We start from the raw sequence: 17,693 nt of genomic DNA on the forward strand, positions 1-17,693 counted from the left end.
TCAAGTAGGCACGGGGAGGTGCGGGTTGGCGGGTGCCGAGGCGGCGAGTCTACTCGCGTGCCACGCCTTGTACGGAGCCGATGGAGCGGATCCAGGGGCCTTCGTTGCGTACCGCCTCGGGCAGGTCGGACGCCGCGCCTTCGGCGGCCTCGCGACTGGTAAACGATCCAGCCAGCACGACCACAAAGTCGCGATTGTTCACTCGCGTGGGGATGTAGCGGATGCCGCCAAGGTTGTGGCGATCGGCATAGCCACGGGCAGTGGACATGTCCGGAGCCGCAATCAACTGGATGGTGAACGCATCGGAGGACTGGTTGCCGAGCCACTCCAGATCGCCGCGCAGGCGCTCGCTGTCACCATCCTCGTCGGCCAGGGCCTCGGTCGTCGTCTCCGGTTCCGGTTCCGGTTCCGGTTCCGGTTCCGGCTCTGGTGCTGGTTCGGGTTCGGGTTCCGGTTCGGGCTCCGGAGCGGGTTCTGGCTCGGGCTGTGGCTCAGGTTCGGGCTCCGGAGCGGGTTCTGGCTCGGGCTGTGGCTCAGGTTCAGCGGCGGGTTCGGCCTCGATGCCGGCAATCGGATCGCCGCTCGGGCGTTCCTGGCCGGGCAGGGGTTCGATTCCCGGGCTGGTCAGCGTGTCGTCCGCATGCTCCAGCGGGTCGGGCGCGACCAGGTCGTCCTGCTCGGGGGATGCCGGGGGGCGGGTTTCGGGCAGCGGGAGTTCGACGACCTCCTGTTCCGCCTCGGTTTCGCCACCGTCCATCAACTGCAGAGCGACGGGTGCGGCGATACCGATCGCGACCGTGGCGGCAACCGCTGGCACGAACCAGCGCTGATTCCAGAAGGGCGCGGTGCGCTTTTCCTCCGGGGGTTCGTCGAGTTCGTGGTCGGGCTCCGGCGGCCAGTCCGGTTCGTCATCGGCATCCGAGTGCGCGAGGGCCTCGGCGGCCGGAGTGAATTCGTCCTCTTCGCGCTGGGCACGAAGCACGGGCTCGGTGTCGGTTTCGCGGTCGAGGCCGGCGTCGGAGTCGATGGTGACGCCGGCGGCCTCGGGTGTCGTGGGTGACGGCTCCTCTTCGCGCTCGGCCTCGTCACCCAGCGCGATGCCGGGCGCTGTGGTGCCGGTCGCGCTGGCGGCATGGCGTTCGCTGCGGCAGTGGCGCTCCAGGACCTGGTTGGCCTCGCGGTTCAGGTTGCCCGGCAGCCCCTGGCTGGTGGTCTGCAGATGATGGATCGTGTCCTGGTCGAGCAGGCGCTCCGGGTCGTCGAGCCCCGCCGCTTGCAGTCGGTGGCGCAGATAGGCGGCCGTTTGCTCGAGGTTGAAGGCGCGCAGGTTGACGCGCGTGACCTGGTCCTCGTCGGAGGGGTCCGGGAGGTACAGGCGGCGGCGGAGCAGGCCGCCGGAGCCCACCAGCACGATGCGCGGGGCGCGGCCCTGGGACTCGAGCACCTCGCTGCGCATGCGCATCAGGTTGTTCACGATGTCGGTGCCGACCAGGTGGGCGTCGTCCATCGCGATCACCGGGTCGCGGCCGACGGCGACGCGTTCGGCCAGCAGTTCGGTCAGGGGGCGATCCGGGTCATCGGCGTTGTGCGAGCGCAGGTAGTTGCGAATGGTGTTGTCCACCGATTCGAACTGGGTGTTGATGCGGGCGCGAAAGGCGATCAGCTCGAAGGGCTCGGGCAGCATGGCCAGCAGGCGCATCAACTGCAGGCTGCGCCCGGAGCCGTTCTCGCCGGTCATGATCACGATGGCGCCCGGCGCATCGAGGGCGGCGCGCGCCGACTCCAGCAGCCCGTCCAGCAACGGGTCGCTGTAGATGAAGTGTTCATCCGGGGTCTCGTCGAACGGCGCCGTGTGCAGGCCGAGCTGTTTCAGGCATTGGTCGGAGAGCGCCATGGGTCTCAGTCTCAGGTCAGCGTGCCCAGATCGAACAGGCGGTGGTGTTCACGGATGGCGTGGCGGTCGGTCATGCCCGCGATGTAGTCGGCAATCGCGCGCTGCGGCGCATGCGGATCGGCCGCGGCGATCTGCTCGGCATGCCGCTGGAAGTGCTCGGGCATCAGTCGCGGCTCGGAGTCGAACGCGGCGAACAGCTCCTGAATCAGCTGGCGGGCCTTGTGCATCACTGCGTGGACCTGATGGTGGTGGTACAGGTTCTCGCGCAGGAAGGCTTTCAGCTCGCGCGCTTGTTCGGCCATCTCCGGGCTGAAGCGGATCAGCGGCTGGCCGGCCTGGCGGACGTCGTCCGGGGTGTCGGGCCGCTGGTGATCGATCGCGGCCTGGCTGCTCTCGATCAGGTCGGAGACCAGGGCGTCGATCATGCGGCGGACGGTCTCGTGCTGAACCCGTCGTGGCTCGAGGTCCGGGTAACGTGCGCGAACCGCTTCCAGGCACTCGCGGAAAAGGCGGACCTCGGTCAACTGGTCCATGTCGAGCAGCCCGGAACGCAGGCCGTCGTCGACATCGTGGTTGTTGTAGGCGATCTCGTCGGCCACGTTGGCGAGCTGCGCCTCCAGCGAGGGCTGCTGCTTCTCGAGAAAGCGCACCCCGATCGCGCCCAGTTCCCGAGCGCGCTGTGGCGAGCAGTGCTTGAGGATGCCCTCGCGTGTCTCGAAAGTCAGGTTGAGGCCGTCGAATTCCGCGTAGTGACGCTCCAGCAGGTCGACAATGCGCAGCGACTGCAGGTTGTGCTCGAAGCCGCCGTACCCTTTCATGCAGTCGTTCAGGGCATGCTGGCCGGCATGGCCGAATGGCGTGTGGCCGAGGTCGTGCGCCAGGGCGATGGCCTCGACCAGGTCCTCGTTCAGACACAGGGCACGCGCGATCGAGCGCCCGATCTGCGCGACCTCCAGCGAGTGGGTCAGACGGTTGCGGAACAGGTCGCCCTCGTGGCTGATGAAGACCTGGGTCTTGTATTCCAGGCGGCGAAACGCGCTGGAGTGCACGATGCGATCGCGGTCGCGCTGGAAATCGCTGCGGTGGCGTGGCGCCGCTTCCGGGTGGGCGCGCCCGCGCGAGGCCGCGGGGTCGGCGGCGTACGACGCGAGCCCGGAGGCCCGGTCGACCCGGGGTGTGGTGGCCAGGGCCTCAGGCGACACGGGCGCCCTCGTGCAGCGTCGCGTCCAGCGCCGACACATCGAACTGGTCGGTGAGTTCGGCCTGGCCGACCCCCCTCAGCAGCACCAGGCGCAGACGGCCGCTGGCGACCTTCTTGTCGATCGCCATCAGCTCGCGGAAGCGCTCGGCGCTCATGCTGTCCGGTGGATCCAGAGCCAGGCCGGCGCGCTGGATCAGGGCCTCGGCGCGTTCGCGCTCGGCCGTGCTCAGCCAGCCCATGCGTTCCGACATGCGCGCGGCCATCGCCATGCCCGTACCCACGGCCTCGCCATGCAGCCATTCGCCGTAGCCCATGCCGGCCTCGATTGCGTGGCCGAAGGTGTGGCCCAGGTTCAGCAGGGCGCGGATGCCGCCTTCGCGTTCGTCGGCGGCGACGATCTCGGCCTTGCAGGCGCAGGAGCGGTGAATGGCCCAGGCCAGCGCCTCGGGTTCCAGGGCGCGCAGCTCGTCGATATGCGCTTCCAGCCAGGCGAAGAACTCGGCGTCGCGGATCAGCCCGTACTTGATGACCTCGGCGAGCCCGGCCTGCAGCTCGCGCTCGGGGAGTGTCTTCAGGGTGTCGGTGTCGATCAGCACCGCGCGTGGCTGGTGGAAGGCACCGATCATGTTCTTGCCCAGCGGGTGGTTGACCCCGGTCTTGCCGCCCACCGAGGAGTCGACCTGGGCCAGCAGGGTGGTCGGCACCTGCACGAAGTCGATCCCGCGCTGGTAGATCGCAGCGGCGAAGCCGGCGATATCGCCCACCACGCCCCCGCCCAGCGCGACGATGCGGCTGCCTCGGTCAAGCCGGGCCTCCAGCAGGCGGGTGATGATCGATTCCACTGTGGCCAGGGTCTTGTGGGTCTCGCCATCGGGCAGTTCGATCCAGAGGATCTCGCCGGCGATCTCACACTGGCCGAGCGTTTCGCGCAGAGCCTCACCGTACAACGGGCCCACGGTGGTGTTGGTCACCACCGCCACGCGGCGGCCCTCGAGCGCCGGGCGCAGGGTGTCGGCGGCGGCGAGCTGGCCCGGTCCGATCCGGATGGGGTAGCTGCGCTCGCCCAGCTCGACGTTCAGGTTCTGTGTGCCGGGTGCGTTCATCAGGGGCATCATAGCGTGCGTGCCACTTTGGGCGTAAGCGTGTGCGCGGTCAGGATGGGCATCGCTTCACGGACTTTTGCAAATGACGCCGGTTGGATTACCATAGGGAGTTCTGCATGGCTGCCCGGAGTGTTTCGGGTGGCGTTTTTGTTTTGGTAGACGAATCAGCATTCGCATCCGGAGATTGTATGCCGCACGTACGAGTTCGCGAGAATGAGCCCTTCGAGGTTGCCCTGCGCCGTTTCAAGCGCACCTGTGAGAAGGCCGGCGTGGTCGCGGAAGTCCGCCGCCGCGAGTACTACGAAAAGCCGACCACCGAGCGCAAGCGCAAGGCCGCCGCAGCGGTGAAACGCCAGCTGAAGAAGAATTCCCGCGATATGACCCGTCGGGTGCGTCTGTACTAAGAATCGTCTCTCGGGCCTCAGGCCCGGATCGAGGACCCTTCAATGTCGCTCAAGGCCCGTTTGCAGGATGACGTGAAGCAGGCCATGCGGGCCCGGGAGAAGGAACGCCTTGGGGCGTTGCGCCTGATCCAGGCCGAGGTCTCGCAGTTCGAGGTCGACGAGCGGCGCGAGGCCGACGACGACGCGGTGCTGGCCATCCTGAACCGGATGCTCAAGCAGCGCCGCGACTCCATCGACCAGTACCGCAAGGGCGGTCGCGAGGACCTGGCCGAGCGCGAGGCCGCCGAGATCACGGTGATCGAGGCCTACATGCCCGAGCAATTGGGCGACGCCGAGCTGGAGCAGATGATCGGCGAGGCGATTGCCGAGACCGGCGCGGCCGGTCCCAGCGATATGGGCAAGGTGATGGGCGTGCTCAAGCCCCGGGTCTTCGGCCGCGCGGACATGGGCGTCGTCAGTCAGAAGGTCCGTGCAGCGCTAGGGTAACGCGGGTGAATGTACGCATTCGCGTTGGTGCTGCCTGTTTCCCGAGACAAGGCGCGTCGTGCAGCGGGTAGTGGATCTACCCGCAAGTGGCGCAACGCTGTATCGGGGAACAGGCAGCTCCAACCCCACCATTTTATTGGGCGAGGGGCTCGGCCGATTTTGCCTGCTGACGGCGTTGCGGCTCGCTTATGTGGCTCGGCTACACTGCGCTCACCGCGCCTTGTCAGCAGGCAAAATCGACTCGAGCGCGAATGCGTACATTCACCCGCGTTACCCTGGAGATTTCTTGACCGTTACGCTCGGTTGAGCGAAACGTTCCTTTCCTGAACGCATGAACGGTTGAACCCCGTGGCGTCATGCCGCCGGTTCCCGTCGGAGCGAGTGATCCATGGCTTCCAATCCGATGCAGTTCCTGGACCTGCCGCGCCAGGACCCTCAGAAGACCCCTGCCGAGATTCGTATCCACGAGTTCGGGGAGATCATTGGTCAGTTCGACCCGGCGACCGCGGGGCAGCAGGCGGGCCGCTGCCTGGCCTGTGGCAATCCGTATTGCGAATGGAAGTGCCCGGTTCACAACTTCATCCCGAACTGGCTGAAGCTGGTGGAAGAGGGCAACCTGTTCGCCGCCGCCGAGCTCTCGCACAAGACTAATTCCCTGCCCGAGGTCTGCGGCCGCGTCTGCCCGCAGGACCGCCTGTGCGAGGGCGCCTGCACGCTGAACGACGGTTTTGGCGCGGTCACCATCGGCTCGGTGGAGAAGTACATCACCGACGAGGCCCTGAAGGCCGGCTGGCGCCCGGACCTGTCCGATGTCACCCCGACCGACAAGCGCGTGGCCGTGATTGGCGCCGGGCCGGCCGGCCTTGGCTGCGCCGATATCCTGGCGCGCAACGGCGTGCAGGCAGTGGTCTATGACCGCTACCCGGAGATCGGTGGCCTGCTGACCTTCGGTATCCCGCCGTTCAAGCTCGAAAAGCAGGTGATCCGCACCCGCCGCGAGATCCTCGAGGGCATGGGCGTGGAGTTCCGCCTGAATACCGAGATCGGCCGCGACATCCAGATGGAGACCCTGCTGGAGGAATACGACGCCGTGTTCCTCGGCATGGGCACGTACACCGCGATGCAGGGTGGCTTCCCCGGCGAGGACCTGCCGGGGGTGTACCCGGCGCTGCCGTTCCTGATCTCCAATATCCGCCAGGTGATGGGCTGGGAGCACGATGAAGACGGCTTCATCGACGTGGCCGGCCAGCGTGTGGTGGTCCTTGGCGGTGGCGACACCGCGATGGACTGCAACCGCACCTCGATCCGCCAGGGCGCGGCCTCGGTGACCTGCGCCTATCGCCGCGACGAAGAGAACATGCCCGGCTCGCGCAAGGAAGTGGTGCATGCCCGCGAAGAGGGCGTGCAGTTCGAGTTCAACGTGCAGCCGGTCGAGATCGTCGGCGACGGCAAGGTCGAGGGCGTGAAGGTGGTGCGCACCCAGATGGGTGCGCCGGACGAGCGCGGCCGCCGCCGTCCGGAGCCGGTGCCGGGCTCCGAGCATGTGATCCCGGCCGACCGCGTGCTGATCGCCTTTGGTTTCCGTCCGTCCCCGGCGGACTGGTTCGCCGAATACAAGATCGGCGTGGACGAGGGCGGGCGTGTACAGGCCGTCGGTGAGCACGCCTTCCAGACCGGCAACCCGAAGGTCTTTGCTGGCGGCGACATGGTGCGTGGCTCGGACCTGGTTGTGACCGCCGTCTTCGAGGGCCGCGAGGCCGCCGAAGGCATCCTTGAATACCTCGGCGTTTGAGTTTTTCGATGTCCCAGACCCTGAAGAATGACCGTCTGCTGCGTGCGTTGCTACGCGAGCCCGTGGATCGCCCGCCGATCTGGATCATGCGCCAGGCCGGGCGCTACCTGCCGGAGTACCGCGAGACCCGCGCCCAGGCCGGCAGCTTCATGAATCTGTGTCAGAACCCGGAGCTGGCCTGCGAAGTCACCATGCAGCCGCTGCGCCGGTTCCCGCTGGACGCGGCGATCCTGTTCTCGGACATCCTGACCATCCCGGATGCGATGGGTTTGGGGCTTTACTTCGAGACCGGCGAGGGCCCTCGTTTTCGCGACCCGATCCGTTCGCTCGAGGCGATCGAGAACCTGCCGGTGCCGGATCCGGAGCAGGAGCTGCGCTATGTGATGGACGCGGTGCGCCTGATCCGCCGCGAACTGAATGGCGAAGTGCCGCTGATCGGCTTTGCCGGCAGCCCGTGGACGCTGGCCACCTATATGGTTGAGGGTCAGGGCTCGCGCGACTTCGCCGAGACCAAGCGGTTGATGTACGGCGAACCGCAGGCGATGCACGCGCTGCTGCAGAAGGTCGCCAGCGCGGTCACCGAATACCTGAACGCCCAGATTCGCGCCGGTGCGCAGGCTGTGATGGTCTTCGATACCTGGGGCGGTTCGCTCACGCCGCGCGGCTACAGGGAATTTTCGCTGGCCTACATGCAGCGCATCATTGATGGCCTGATTCGGGACCACGACGGCCGTCGCGTGCCGGTTACCCTGTTCACCAAGGGTGGCGATGCCTGGCTCGAGGCGCAGGCCGAGACCGGTGCCGATGCGCTGGGGCTGGACTGGACGATCGAGATTGCCGAGGCCAGCCGTCGTGTGGGCGATCGCGTGGCGCTGCAGGGCAACCTGGATCCGTCGGTGCTGTACGCGCCGGATGCGGTGGTGCGCGAGGAGGCCCTGCGGGTGCTGGACGGCTTCGACCGGGACACCGGTCATGTCTTCAACCTGGGGCACGGGATTCATCCGGGGATCGACCCGGAACGGGTGGCAACCCTGGTTGAGACCGTCACCTCCTACCGCCGCGACTAAGGCAGCGGCGCCTTCCTGGCGTCAGGACGCGTCGGCCGCCGCTGGTGCGTCGGCGTTCGCGGCGGCCAGCAGCCTGTCCACGTCCGCGCGCCCTGCGCGGGCCATGGGCTTGCCGTCTACCGGCGACGGCGGCGCCTGGCGCAGCCCATCCAGCGGGAATACGGTCAGTTCAATGTCCGTGTCATTCGGCCCGCGAAAACTCAGAAACGGTACCCGCTGCTCACGCCCCTGCCGGCTGCGATAGCGGCGTTCGCCCGTCTGGCAGCGGATTCCGCGCTCGCCCAGGTCGAGGATGACCTCCTCCACCGTCTCGGCAAATGCATGCAGATTGACCAGCGGCTGGCGTTCGACGATGCCGTCCAGCAGCGGGCCGACCAGGCGGGGTTCCAGTGCCGAAAGCCGCTCCATGACGATCCGGGCGGCCTCGAGGCGTTCGCGGTAGGCCTGGCGGCTGTCGTCCGTTGCGAACAGGCGGCTGCGTTCGATCGCAGCCTCCTGAATCTCGATATTGCGCGGCATCTCGTGGCGCGGTTCCACACCCAGATGCTCGGCAGCCTTGCGCTTGGCCAGCGCGAAGTCGCGGATGCCATCGTCGAGCAGGATCCGCGCGGCCTCCTGTGCCAGCTCCTGGCGAATACGCGAGGGGCTCATCAGAACACCGACTCGGCCGGGCCCTGACCATTCTCCCCGCGGGGGCCCGCCGGGGCCTGGCCGCGTTCCGGTACCTGCTGCGGGATCAGCCACTGGATATTCGCCCCCGGGGTCTCCTCGCTTGGTGCGCGGCGGCCGTCTGGCAGGATTGCCACGCGCTGCAGGTCATCGGGACGTTCCACGGGGCGCTCCGGTGTGTCGGTCAGCACTGAGTCCATGAATCGAATCCAGAGCGGCAGCGCCGTGCGCCCACCACTCTCGCGCCTGCCCAGTTCGCGGTTGTCGTCGAACCCGACCCAGGCGGTCGCGACGATGTCGGCGTTGAACCCCGAGAACCAGGCATCGCGATAGCTGTTGGTCGTGCCGGTCTTGCCGGCGAGATCCGAGCGTCCCAGCTGCTGCGCCTGACGCCCGGTTCCGGCGGTGATTACGTGCCCCAGCATGTTGCTCATCTGCCAGGCGGCACCCGGGTCCAGCACCTGTGCCGGGTCGGTATACTGCAGCGGACCCCCGCTGGCGTTCAGGTACAGGTCCTGGCCGGCCGGGTTCTCGCAGGGTTCGGGGCAGGCGCGTTCGGTCGGGGCTGTGTAGAGGACCTCGCCGTCGTCCGTCTCGATGCGCGTGATGATCCACGGGCTGTACAGTTTCCCGCCGGAGGCAAAAACGCTGTAGGCATTGTTCAGCTGCAAGGGCGTGACCCCGCCAGTGCCGAGCACCATCGACAGGTTGCTCGGGTGCTTGTCCGGATCCAGACCGAACCGCGGCAGCTGTTCGTGCACGCGTTGCGGACCCAGGCTGTTGAGCAGGCGGATCGACGCCAGATTGCGCGACTGAGCCAGGGCGTCGCGCATGCTCATCTCGCCCTGAAACTGCCGCGAGTAGTTCTGCGGGCGCCACTCCGCACCCAGCGCGGGGTCGTCAAAGACCATCGGGGCGTCGACCAGCATGCCGTCCGGGCGGTAGCCATCCTGCAGCGCCAGCGCGTACACCAGTGGCTTGAACGCAGAGCCGGGCTGTCGTTGCGCCTGGGTGCTGCGATCGTAGCGATTCTCGAAGAAATCGAAGCCTCCCGCGAGCGCAACGATGGCCCCGTCGGCCGGCGACTGGGCGATTACCGCACCAGTGACTTCGGGTTTCTGTGCCAGGCGCCAGCGTCCGTCGGTGTGGGGCCTGACGCGGATCACGTCGCCCGGCTCGAACTCGGGGTTGCGTGCCCATTCCTGATCGCGGGGTTCGATGGTGAGTTCGCCGATCTGGCCGCCGTCGACGTGAAGCGTGCCGACTCCGTCGCGTTCCACGACGACCACGGGAAACAGCAGGCGCCCGTGTACGCCCTGTGCCTTGAGGGCGCGCTGGCGTGCCTCGGCGTCGGCCATGGTCTCGTCGCTCAGCTGATCTTCGGGCCCGCGATAACCGTGGCGTTCGTCGTATTCCAGCAGGCCTTCGCGCAAGGCCTGGTTGGCGGCTTCCTGGTAGCGTGAGTCAATCGATGTATGGACCTGCAGGCCGCGCCGGTAGGCGTCTTCGCCCCAGAGGTTAAAGACGATCTGGCGGGCCGCCTCCGCCACCCAGTGGGCATCGACCTCGGTCGCGGCCACGTGCCGCTCGGACGATACCGGGCGGGCCACCGCCTCCTCGTATTCCGATTCGCTGATCGCGCCGATATCCAGCATGCGCCGCAGCACGTAATTGCGGCGGATCTCCGCGCGCTGGGCACTGGCAACGGGGTTGGTTGTGGACGGCGCCTTCGGCAGGGCCGCGAGGACGGCGATCTCGTCCAGTTCCAGCTCATCGATCGAGCGGCCGTAGTAGACCCGAGCGGCGGCTTCGATCCCGTAGGCGCGCTGGCCCAGGTAGATCTTGTTCAGGTACAGCTCAAGGATCTCGTCCTTGCTCATCTCCTGTTCCATGCGAATGGCCAGGAAGATCTCCCGCAGCTTGCGCTCGTAGGTGCGGTCGCGGGTCAGAAAGACATTGCGCGCCAGCTGCATGGTAATGGTGGAGCCCCCCTGGCTGCGTTCGCCGCGAGTGGAGATCTCGTTGATCGCCGCTCGTGCCAGGCCAACGATGTCGACCCCGGGGTGGTCGTAGAAGCGCTCGTCCTCGGCCGCGATGAACGCCTGGCGGACGCGCTCGGGGATGTCCTCGATGGGCAGGGGAATGCGGCGTTCTTCCGCGAATTCGCCCATCAGCAGGCCGTCCGCGGTGCGGACTTGCAATGGGGTTTGCAGGCGCACGTCGCGCACCGCCTCCGCTTCGGGGAGGGTCGGCGCGTAGTGCACGTACAGGGCCGCAATGGCGGCGGATACGCCGATTCCGGCCGCCAGGATCAGGGCCAGCAACGCCGCAAAAATCTTGAGAATCGGCTTCATGACTGTAGAAAAAGTAGGGCCAAGTTAAGAATCAGCTTTCAAAGCAACTTGCAACCCGGATTTCGGAGTGTATATTGTGAAGGCGCTAGCATACGTGATTGTAACGCTACCAGTTACTTTCATTGGGGTATACAGGGGGATGTGTGCTGAGTCTCGGAAAGAGCAAGCAGGGACTGCTGGGCGTTGATGTCAGCTCCGCCGCCGTGAAGGTGCTGGAGCTGGCTCGGCAAGGTAAGGGCTACCGGGTTGAGGCCTTTGCGGTGGAGCCGTTGCCGGATGGTGTGATGGTGGACAAGGTCTGCCAGGACACCGAGGCGGTAGGGAACGCGCTCGCCCGCGCGGTGAAGCGCTCCGGCACAAAGCTCAAGCACTGCGCCATGGCTGTGCCGTCCTCGGCGGTGATCACCAAGACTATCCAGATGTCGGCCACGCTCAGCGACACTGAGCTCGAGGGCCAGGTCTTCGTCGAGGCCGATCAGTACATCCCCTACACCCTGGAAGAGGTCAATCTTGACTTCCAGGTTCTCGGCAAGAACGAAAAGAACCCCCAGCTGGTCGACGTCCTGGTCGTCGCCTCGCGGCGCGAGAACGTCGAATCGCGTGTGGCGATCGCCGAATCCGCCAAGCTCACCCCCGGGCTGGTGGATGTCGAGGCCTACGCGATCGAGCACGCCTCTGAACGACTGGTCGAGCAGATCCCCGATCGCGAGAACAAGCCCATCGTCGCGATTGTCGACGTCGGCTCATCGGTAACGGCGGTGTATGTCGTCAGCCAGACCGAGGGCGTGATCTATACCCGCGAGCAGAATTTCGGCGGCCGCATGCTGACCGAGGAGATCATGCGCCGCTACAGCATGAACTATCAGGAGGCCGGCTCCGCCAAGATGAGCGGTGATCTTCCGGCCGACTACGTCAGCAATATCCTCGAGCCGTTCAAGCAGACGATGATGGATCAGATCCAGCGTCTGCTGCAGTACTTCTACGTGACCCGCCCGCAGGACTCGATCGACCACATCCTGCTGGGTGGCGGCTGTGCCGCGATCGCGGGTGTCGACGAGCTGCTCGAGGAAAGTTCCGGGACCCCGGTATCCGTCGCCAACCCGTTCCGTGGCATGGCGCTTTCCCGTCGTGTGAATCAGCAGCGCTTCGCCAATGATGCCCCCGCGCTGCTTACGGCCTGTGGTCTGGCCATCAGGGGATACGCCGGATGATCTACATCAATCTCCTCCCCTGGCGCGAGAAGGCCCGCGAGCAGCGGCGCAAGCAATTCTTCGGTGCCGTGGGCGGCGCGCTCGTGGTTGGCGTGTTGCTGGCGTTCGGCGCGCACACCTTTATGAGTGCGCTGATTGACCACCAGCAGTCGCGTAACCAGATGCTCGAGAGCGAGATCCGCGAGCTGGATCGAAAGATTGCTCGCATCCGCGATCTGGACGAGCAGCGCCAGGCCCTGATCGCGCGCATGGAAGTGATTCAGACCTTGCAGGCGCGCCGCCCAGAGGCCGTACATCTGTTCGATCAGCTGGTGGAGACGTTGCCGGACGGCACCTACCTCAACGAGGTGCGCCAGGAGGGCGAACGCATTCGTCTGACGGGGCGGGCCGAATCAAACACCCGGATCTCGACGCTGATGCGCCGCATCGACGCCTCGCCCTGGCTGGCCGATTCCAACCTGCAGATCATCGAGACACGTGAAGACGGTAGCCTGCAGGTACGTGACTTCCGCCTCGACGCCAATCAGGCGCGGCCTTCGGATGTCGAGGAGGATTCCTGATGAATATCAAGGAACTCAACGAGATCGACTTCAATAACATTGGCGAGGCGTCCTGGGCCGTAAAGGCGTTGATCCTGGTCGTCATCGTTCTGGCCATCCTGGGGCTGTCCTATTACTTCTTCATCGGCGATCAGCGCACCGATCTGGAACGCGCCGAGAATCGCGAGGAGCAACTGCGCGCCGAATTCGAGGACAAGCAGCAGCGGGCCGCGAATCTCGGGGCCTACGAGGAACAGCTCGAAGAGATGGAGCGGATGTTTGCCTCGTTGCTGGAGCTCTTGCCGAGCAGCGCCGAGATCCCCAGTCTGCTGGTGGATATCTCGCAGACCGGCTTGCAGGCCGGGCTCGAGATCGAGTTGTTCGAGCCGCGCGGCGAAAACCGACGGGATTTCTATGCCGAGGTGCCGATTCGGCTGAGGGTGCGCGGCGACTACGAGGATCTGGCCGAATTCGTCAGCGGTACCTCGGCGCTCCCGCGCGTCGTCACCATGCACGACATGCACATTCGTCGGGGCAATTCCGATAACGATCTGCTGATGGACGCCACTGCGCGTACCTACCGCTACCTGGAGGACCACTGATGCGGAACCCTGCACAGCGATCCCTGGGGGCGGCCCTGGCGCTGGGCCTGATGGCCACATTCGGGTTGTCGGGTTGCGCCCCCGACAAGAGCGACCTGGAGCGCTACATTGCGGAGATCAATGACCGTCCGGGCAGCGGTATCGACCCGATCCCGACGCTGGAGCCGCACGAGCCCTACCTGTATCCGGGGCACACCCGCTCCCCGTTCGATTCCTCCGTGATTGCGCAGCCCGAGCTGGCGGCAGCCCAGGGCGAGCCCGGCGATGCCGAGGTCGACCCGGATCGCCCCCGCGAGTTTCTCGAGAGCTTCCCGCTGGATTCCTTGCGCATGGTGGGATCGCTGGAGCAGGACGAGGTGCGTTATGCCCTGGTTCGTACCCCCGATCGGGGTATTCAGCGCGTGACAGTTGGCAATTACATGGGTGAAAACCACGGCCGTATCGTCGAGATCACAGCCACCCGGGTGAAGCTGGTCGAGGTGGTCCCGGATGCCTTCGGCGGGTACGTGGAACGCGAAAACTCCGTGGCGCTGGCCGACTAGCGGTTGGGGGAGCAGAACAATGATGAACCGAATGGGCCGCAAGACCGGCAACAACTACAGGGGGTTACACATGGGTTCTTCCATGCGTGCGCTGGCGGGCACCGTGATGGCGGCTTTGCTGTTCATGGTTTCGCAGGGGGTGGCGGCGACCGAACTGGAAGAGATTCGGGCGGCCAGCATTAGCGGTGACCGGGTGCAGGTGAATCTGCGCTTTTCCGGGACTCCGCCCGAAGACGTGCGGGCCTTTGCCATCGACTCCCCGCCGCGTATCGCACTGGACCTGCCGGATGCTGGCAATGCGCTGCGCAGCCGCGAGACGGACCTCAATGTGGGCCCGCTGCTGACCGCCACGGCGGTCGAATCCGGTGATCGCACGCGCGTGGTGCTGAACCTGACCCAGCCCTCCGAGTACCAGACCCGGGTCGAAGGCAACAACCTGATTCTGACCCTGGGTCGCGGGGTTTCCGAGGCCGACAGCGATGTCCAGCAGGTGGTTGATCGGGCCGGCGAGCCCTCCGAACGCGCGACGCGGAGCGCCCGCCCGGTCGAGATTACCGGTATCGATTTTCGGCGTGGTTCCGAGGGCGAGGGCCGAGTCGAGATCGACCTGTCGCGCTCGGGGGCCGAGGTTAACGTGCGCGAGCAGGCGGGCAAGGTTGAGCTGACCTTCCCGCGCGCTCGTGTGGACGAAGCCTTGGAGCGCCGACTGGACGTGCTCGATTTTGCCACGCCGGTTCGCACCATCGACACCGTGGCCGAGCGCGAGCGTGTGCGCATGGAAGTGGGCGCACATGGCGAATACGAAGTCCTCTCCTATCAGAGCGATCGCCGCTTTGTGCTGGAAGTGGCGCCGATTACCGAGGCGGAACTCGAGGCACGGCGCCGCGAGGAAGAGCAGTTCGAGGGCGAGCGCCTGTCGCTGAATTTCCAGGATATCGAGGTGCGCTCGGTCCTCCAGCTGCTGGCCGACTTTACCGATCTCAACATCGTGGTCAGCGATACCGTGGGTGGCAACATCACTCTGCGCCTGAACAATGTCCCGTGGGACCAGGCCCTGGATATCATTCTGCAGGCCCGCGGCCTCGACAAGCGCATGCAGGGCAACGTGCTCTACGTAGCCCCGAGCGACGAGATCGCAGCGCGCGAACGCCTGGAGCTTGAGACGCAGCGCGACCGCCAGGAGCTGGAGCCACTGCGCACCGAATTCGTGCAGATCAACTTTGCCCAGGCCGAGCAGATCGCCTCGCTGATCCGTGGCGACGAGACCGGCCAGTTCCTGTCCGATCGCGGCAGCATCACCATCGACAGCCGCACCAACACCCTGCTGGTGCAGGACACCCAGAACCGTATCGAAGACGTGCGGCGCTTGGTTTCCACTCTGGATGTGCCGGTCCAGCAAGTACTGATCGAGACGCGGATCGTCATTGCCGACGACAGTTTCCAGCGTGATCTCGGGGCTCGCTTTGGTGTGAGCGCCGGGCGCCGGTCCGGCAGCAGCTCGCTGGGCTTGTCGGGTTCGGCGGACGCTTCGAGCGGAATTGCCGAAAGGGGCGCGTCTGGGCAGACGGGGGTGCCTGGCCTGGGCGACCGCCTGAATTCTTCCCTGCCGGCTCAGTCCGATGCCGCTGGTTCTGTCGGGCTGAGTATCCTGCGCCCCAATGTGCTCCTGGACCTCGAATTGTCGGCCCTGCAGGTTGAAGGACGCGGCGAAATCATCTCCAGTCCTCGAGTCATCACGGCCAATGGCCAAACGGCCACGATCAAGCAGGGTGAGGAGATCCCGTTCCAGGAGGCAACCGCCTCGGGCGCAACTTCGACGCAGTTCATCGAGGCGGTGCTTTCCACAGAGGTTACCCCGCAGATCACGCCGAATGGCAATGTCATTCTGGACATACTGGTAACGAAGGATGAACCAAGCCAACGCGAGGTTCTGGGCGTTCCGGGGATTAACAAGCGGGAGGTTCAGACCCAGGTATTTGTCGGCAACGGCGAGACGGTGGTTTTGGGGGGTGTCTACGAGATCGACAGCCGCACCCAGCTCGAAAAGGTCCCGTTCTTCGGAGATATCCCGTTCCTGGGCAATTTGTTCCGAAACCGCTCGACCCAGAATACCAAGGCCGAGTTGCTGATTTTTGTGACGCCCCGGGTTCTTGATTAGGTCGCGGGCCCCCCTTCGGACATAAGGATAGGTGAAGAAGTGATGATTCAGTTCAAATGGGCACCGATCTCGCTGGCGCTGCTGGCTGGAGGACTCGTAATCTCTGCCTGCGGTGGAGGTAGTAGCGGCGGCAGTGGCTCGTTCTCGAATGAACCCCTCCGCATCAGTGTTAGTAGCGAGGGTGTCAATCACCTGCCCCTGAATGTCGAAAATTTCGGGCCTCGCATTGGCGGGCCGTTTACGGCCACGATTTCGGTCAAGGCAGAGAATGATCAAGGGCCGCTCAACAGTGGTGAGTTTGTCTGCTTGTTGGAGGGGGCAAGCGTCGATGTGGCCGCACTTTATTTCATGGATAATTCGAGGGACGAGTTCCGGGATGAAACGGACCCAGACACAGGTGAGACTGTGGAGGTCCGAGAGCCAAGGCGCAGTGTGACCCTGCCTGTAACGGCTGGAGGCGCCACCTTCCACCTGCACGCGGGTAATCAGCCGGGACGGGCGCGAGTGAACTGTACCGTGGAGGATCCCAATTTCGACGAAACTCGACAAGGTTCAACGAGCATCGAGATTGGGGGTGGAGCAGGAAGTGGCGACCCAACGGAAATTTTCTTGCTTCCGCGCACCGGACTGATTTGGCCACCCGGCTTCAATGAACCACAGACGGACTCGGTCGATGTGTTCCTGTTCGACGAGAATCGAGGCATTGTCGATGATCCCGAACAGGGGACCAACAATCTGTTGGTCCAGATCCTGTCCGGTCCGGGAGCTGGTGAATACCTGGTCGGAAGAAACGCCGATGGCGACATCCTGCGGGGCTCGGCTTTGCTGTTGTCCACATCATCCGGAGTTGCCGACTTCCAGGTGGTCAGTGGTTTCGATGCTGGATTCATCGTCCTGGGAGTGACGGCTGACCAGTTCGACAACAATGTGGATAACGCGATCACAAGTCCGGTATTTGGCGCCTCGTCCATCGTGGTAACGACCACTGGAATTGGGCCGCCGCTGACGATCGAAACGGATTCGTCGTTGCCTTCGGGCGAACGCGGTCGGCCATACGCGACCCTGCTTGAGGCCTCCGGGGGCCGGCCACCGTATTCGTGGAGCTTGGCCGGAGGAACCTCCTTGCCATCCGGGCTGGATCTCTCCTCAACGGGGGTGATCTCCGGGACGCCGGTTGAACTCGGGGAGTCATGTTTCATCGCTGGAGTCCAGGATTCCACATCGCCGGCGCCGGAATCGGCGGGGCCCCAGTCCTTCTGCATCGACGTACAGGGGGACCCGCCTCCTGCTGCCACGCTTTCGGTGTCGACCAGTACGCTCCCCGAAGCGGAAGCAGGCGTCGGCTACGCGACCATTCTCGAAGCTTCCGGTGGTGAAAGCCCCTATCAGTGGACGCTTGATACCGATGGTGGCGCGGACGGCCTGGAATTGTCCGGAAGCGGCGTGCTTTCTTGGTCCGACCCGGAGGCTGGTTCGTATTCCATCGGCGTCACTGTTTCGTCCGGTGACGGTCAGCAAGCGGCGGCCGCACTCTCTCTGCAAGTTGTGCCCTGGTCCCTTCGGTACTGGAGAATGCGTCCGACCGGGAGTGCGATAGTAAACAGGATAGGCTGAAACTTGTCCGCAAAAGGGCGCGGGGCGGGGGTAGTCCTCCGTCCGCGCTTTTTTTCG

At 65.2% G+C, this 17,693-nt stretch carries 15 protein-coding genes; 10 read left to right on the forward strand and 5 right to left on the reverse strand.

Annotation, left to right across the window (positions count from 1 at the left end):
* Window positions 1-49 precede the first annotated feature (49 nt).
* Genes C936_RS0103780 through aroB form a run of 3 tightly spaced genes read right to left on the reverse strand, consistent with a single transcriptional unit; the run spans window position 50 to window position 4,210 of the window.
* Window positions 50-1,894, reverse strand: a complete 1,845-nt coding sequence (locus tag C936_RS0103780) for an SPOR domain-containing protein (protein ID WP_026278805.1) — start codon at window positions 1,892-1,894, stop codon at window positions 50-52.
* A gap of 11 nt (window positions 1,895-1,905) precedes the next feature.
* Complete coding sequence (locus C936_RS0103785; RefSeq protein WP_018175246.1) at window positions 1,906-3,096, reverse strand: deoxyguanosinetriphosphate triphosphohydrolase; 1,191 nt, start codon at window positions 3,094-3,096, stop codon at window positions 1,906-1,908.
* A complete protein-coding gene (aroB, locus tag C936_RS0103790; RefSeq protein WP_018862931.1) occupies window positions 3,086-4,210 on the reverse strand; it encodes a 3-dehydroquinate synthase in 1,125 nt (374 codons plus the stop codon). The genes C936_RS0103785 and aroB overlap by 11 nt, the downstream gene beginning before the upstream one ends.
* Window positions 4,211-4,386: 176 nt before the next feature.
* Between aroB and rpsU the strand changes: the two genes are divergently transcribed.
* The 4 genes from rpsU (at window position 4,387) to hemE (ending at window position 7,947) form a co-directional block, all read left to right on the forward strand.
* Entirely contained in the window at window positions 4,387-4,602 is a 216-nt protein-coding gene (gene rpsU / locus C936_RS0103795; RefSeq protein WP_012981683.1) for a 30S ribosomal protein S21, read from the forward strand.
* Window positions 4,603-4,644: 42 nt separating this feature from the next.
* Entirely contained in the window at window positions 4,645-5,088 is a 444-nt protein-coding gene (locus tag C936_RS0103800) for a GatB/YqeY domain-containing protein (protein WP_018175248.1), read from the forward strand.
* Between the two features lie 388 nt (window positions 5,089-5,476).
* Window positions 5,477-6,880: an FAD-dependent oxidoreductase gene (locus C936_RS0103805; protein ID WP_018175249.1), complete on the forward strand. Its 1,404-nt coding sequence runs from the start codon at window positions 5,477-5,479 to the stop codon at window positions 6,878-6,880.
* 8 nt (window positions 6,881-6,888) lie between these two features.
* Window positions 6,889-7,947 (forward strand): uroporphyrinogen decarboxylase, encoded by a 1,059-nt coding sequence (hemE, locus tag C936_RS0103810; RefSeq protein WP_018175250.1) that lies wholly within the window; start codon window positions 6,889-6,891, stop codon window positions 7,945-7,947.
* 21 nt (window positions 7,948-7,968) lie between these two features.
* Here the strand turns inward: hemE and C936_RS0103815 are convergent, their stop codons facing one another.
* Window positions 7,969-8,598, reverse strand: a complete 630-nt coding sequence (locus tag C936_RS0103815; protein ID WP_012981687.1) for a hypothetical protein — start codon at window positions 8,596-8,598, stop codon at window positions 7,969-7,971.
* Window positions 8,598-10,970 carry a penicillin-binding protein 1A gene (locus tag C936_RS0103820; RefSeq protein ID WP_018175251.1) on the reverse strand — a complete coding sequence of 791 codons (2,373 nt, stop codon included), beginning with the start codon at window positions 10,968-10,970 and terminating at the stop codon, window positions 8,598-8,600. Before C936_RS0103820 ends, C936_RS0103815 begins: the two co-directional genes overlap by 1 nt.
* A 143-nt stretch (window positions 10,971-11,113) precedes the next feature.
* Here C936_RS0103820 and C936_RS0103825 point away from each other — a divergent pair, with 143 nt between their 5' ends.
* Genes C936_RS0103825 through C936_RS0103850 form a run of 6 tightly spaced genes read left to right on the forward strand, consistent with a single transcriptional unit; the run spans window position 11,114 to window position 17,636 of the window.
* The gene (locus C936_RS0103825) at window positions 11,114-12,181 is read left to right on the forward strand and encodes a pilus assembly protein PilM (RefSeq protein WP_018175252.1); all 1,068 of its coding nucleotides are present in this window, start codon (window positions 11,114-11,116) and stop codon (window positions 12,179-12,181) included.
* Window positions 12,178-12,741, forward strand: coding sequence for a PilN domain-containing protein (locus C936_RS0103830; RefSeq protein WP_018139043.1), 564 nt, complete (start codon window positions 12,178-12,180; stop codon window positions 12,739-12,741). Before C936_RS0103825 ends, C936_RS0103830 begins: the two co-directional genes overlap by 4 nt.
* Complete coding sequence (locus C936_RS0103835) at window positions 12,741-13,322, forward strand: type 4a pilus biogenesis protein PilO (protein WP_018175253.1); 582 nt, start codon at window positions 12,741-12,743, stop codon at window positions 13,320-13,322. The genes C936_RS0103830 and C936_RS0103835 overlap by 1 nt, the downstream gene beginning before the upstream one ends.
* Complete coding sequence (locus tag C936_RS0103840) at window positions 13,322-13,864, forward strand: pilus assembly protein PilP (RefSeq protein WP_018175254.1); 543 nt, start codon at window positions 13,322-13,324, stop codon at window positions 13,862-13,864. The genes C936_RS0103835 and C936_RS0103840 overlap by 1 nt, the downstream gene beginning before the upstream one ends.
* Before the next feature lie 31 nt (window positions 13,865-13,895).
* Window positions 13,896-16,022 carry a type IV pilus secretin PilQ gene (gene pilQ, locus C936_RS0103845; RefSeq protein WP_018649193.1) on the forward strand — a complete coding sequence of 709 codons (2,127 nt, stop codon included), beginning with the start codon at window positions 13,896-13,898 and terminating at the stop codon, window positions 16,020-16,022.
* A gap of 42 nt (window positions 16,023-16,064) precedes the next feature.
* Window positions 16,065-17,636: an Ig domain-containing protein gene (locus C936_RS0103850; protein WP_018862868.1), complete on the forward strand. Its 1,572-nt coding sequence runs from the start codon at window positions 16,065-16,067 to the stop codon at window positions 17,634-17,636.
* The last annotated feature ends 57 nt before the right edge of the window (window positions 17,637-17,693 follow it).

The sequence above is a fragment of the Thioalkalivibrio sp. ALJ4 genome (assembly GCF_000377225.1).
In the GTDB taxonomy this organism is placed as follows: Bacteria; Pseudomonadota; Gammaproteobacteria; order Ectothiorhodospirales; family Ectothiorhodospiraceae; genus Thioalkalivibrio.

What these genes read in the sequence shown, in the direction of transcription:
- rpsU (WP_012981683.1), top strand. Translation starts at nt 4,387, where the DNA reads ATGCCGCACGTACGAGTTCGCGAGAATGAGCCCTTCGAGGTTGCCCTG.
- C936_RS0103820 (WP_018175251.1), bottom strand. Translation starts at nt 10,970, where the DNA reads ATGAAGCCGATTCTCAAGATTTTTGCGGCGTTGCTGGCCCTGATCCTG.
- aroB (WP_018862931.1), bottom strand. Translation starts at nt 4,210, where the DNA reads ATGATGCCCCTGATGAACGCACCCGGCACACAGAACCTGAACGTCGAG.
- C936_RS0103850 (WP_018862868.1), top strand. Translation starts at nt 16,065, where the DNA reads ATGATTCAGTTCAAATGGGCACCGATCTCGCTGGCGCTGCTGGCTGGA.
- pilQ (WP_018649193.1), top strand. Translation starts at nt 13,896, where the DNA reads ATGGGCCGCAAGACCGGCAACAACTACAGGGGGTTACACATGGGTTCT.
- C936_RS0103815 (WP_012981687.1), bottom strand. Translation starts at nt 8,598, where the DNA reads ATGAGCCCCTCGCGTATTCGCCAGGAGCTGGCACAGGAGGCCGCGCGG.
- C936_RS0103840 (WP_018175254.1), top strand. Translation starts at nt 13,322, where the DNA reads ATGCGGAACCCTGCACAGCGATCCCTGGGGGCGGCCCTGGCGCTGGGC.
- C936_RS0103805 (WP_018175249.1), top strand. Translation starts at nt 5,477, where the DNA reads ATGGCTTCCAATCCGATGCAGTTCCTGGACCTGCCGCGCCAGGACCCT.
- C936_RS0103780 (WP_026278805.1), bottom strand. Translation starts at nt 1,894, where the DNA reads ATGGCGCTCTCCGACCAATGCCTGAAACAGCTCGGCCTGCACACGGCG.
- hemE (WP_018175250.1), top strand. Translation starts at nt 6,889, where the DNA reads ATGTCCCAGACCCTGAAGAATGACCGTCTGCTGCGTGCGTTGCTACGC.
- C936_RS0103835 (WP_018175253.1), top strand. Translation starts at nt 12,741, where the DNA reads ATGAATATCAAGGAACTCAACGAGATCGACTTCAATAACATTGGCGAG.
- C936_RS0103800 (WP_018175248.1), top strand. Translation starts at nt 4,645, where the DNA reads ATGTCGCTCAAGGCCCGTTTGCAGGATGACGTGAAGCAGGCCATGCGG.
- C936_RS0103830 (WP_018139043.1), top strand. Translation starts at nt 12,178, where the DNA reads ATGATCTACATCAATCTCCTCCCCTGGCGCGAGAAGGCCCGCGAGCAG.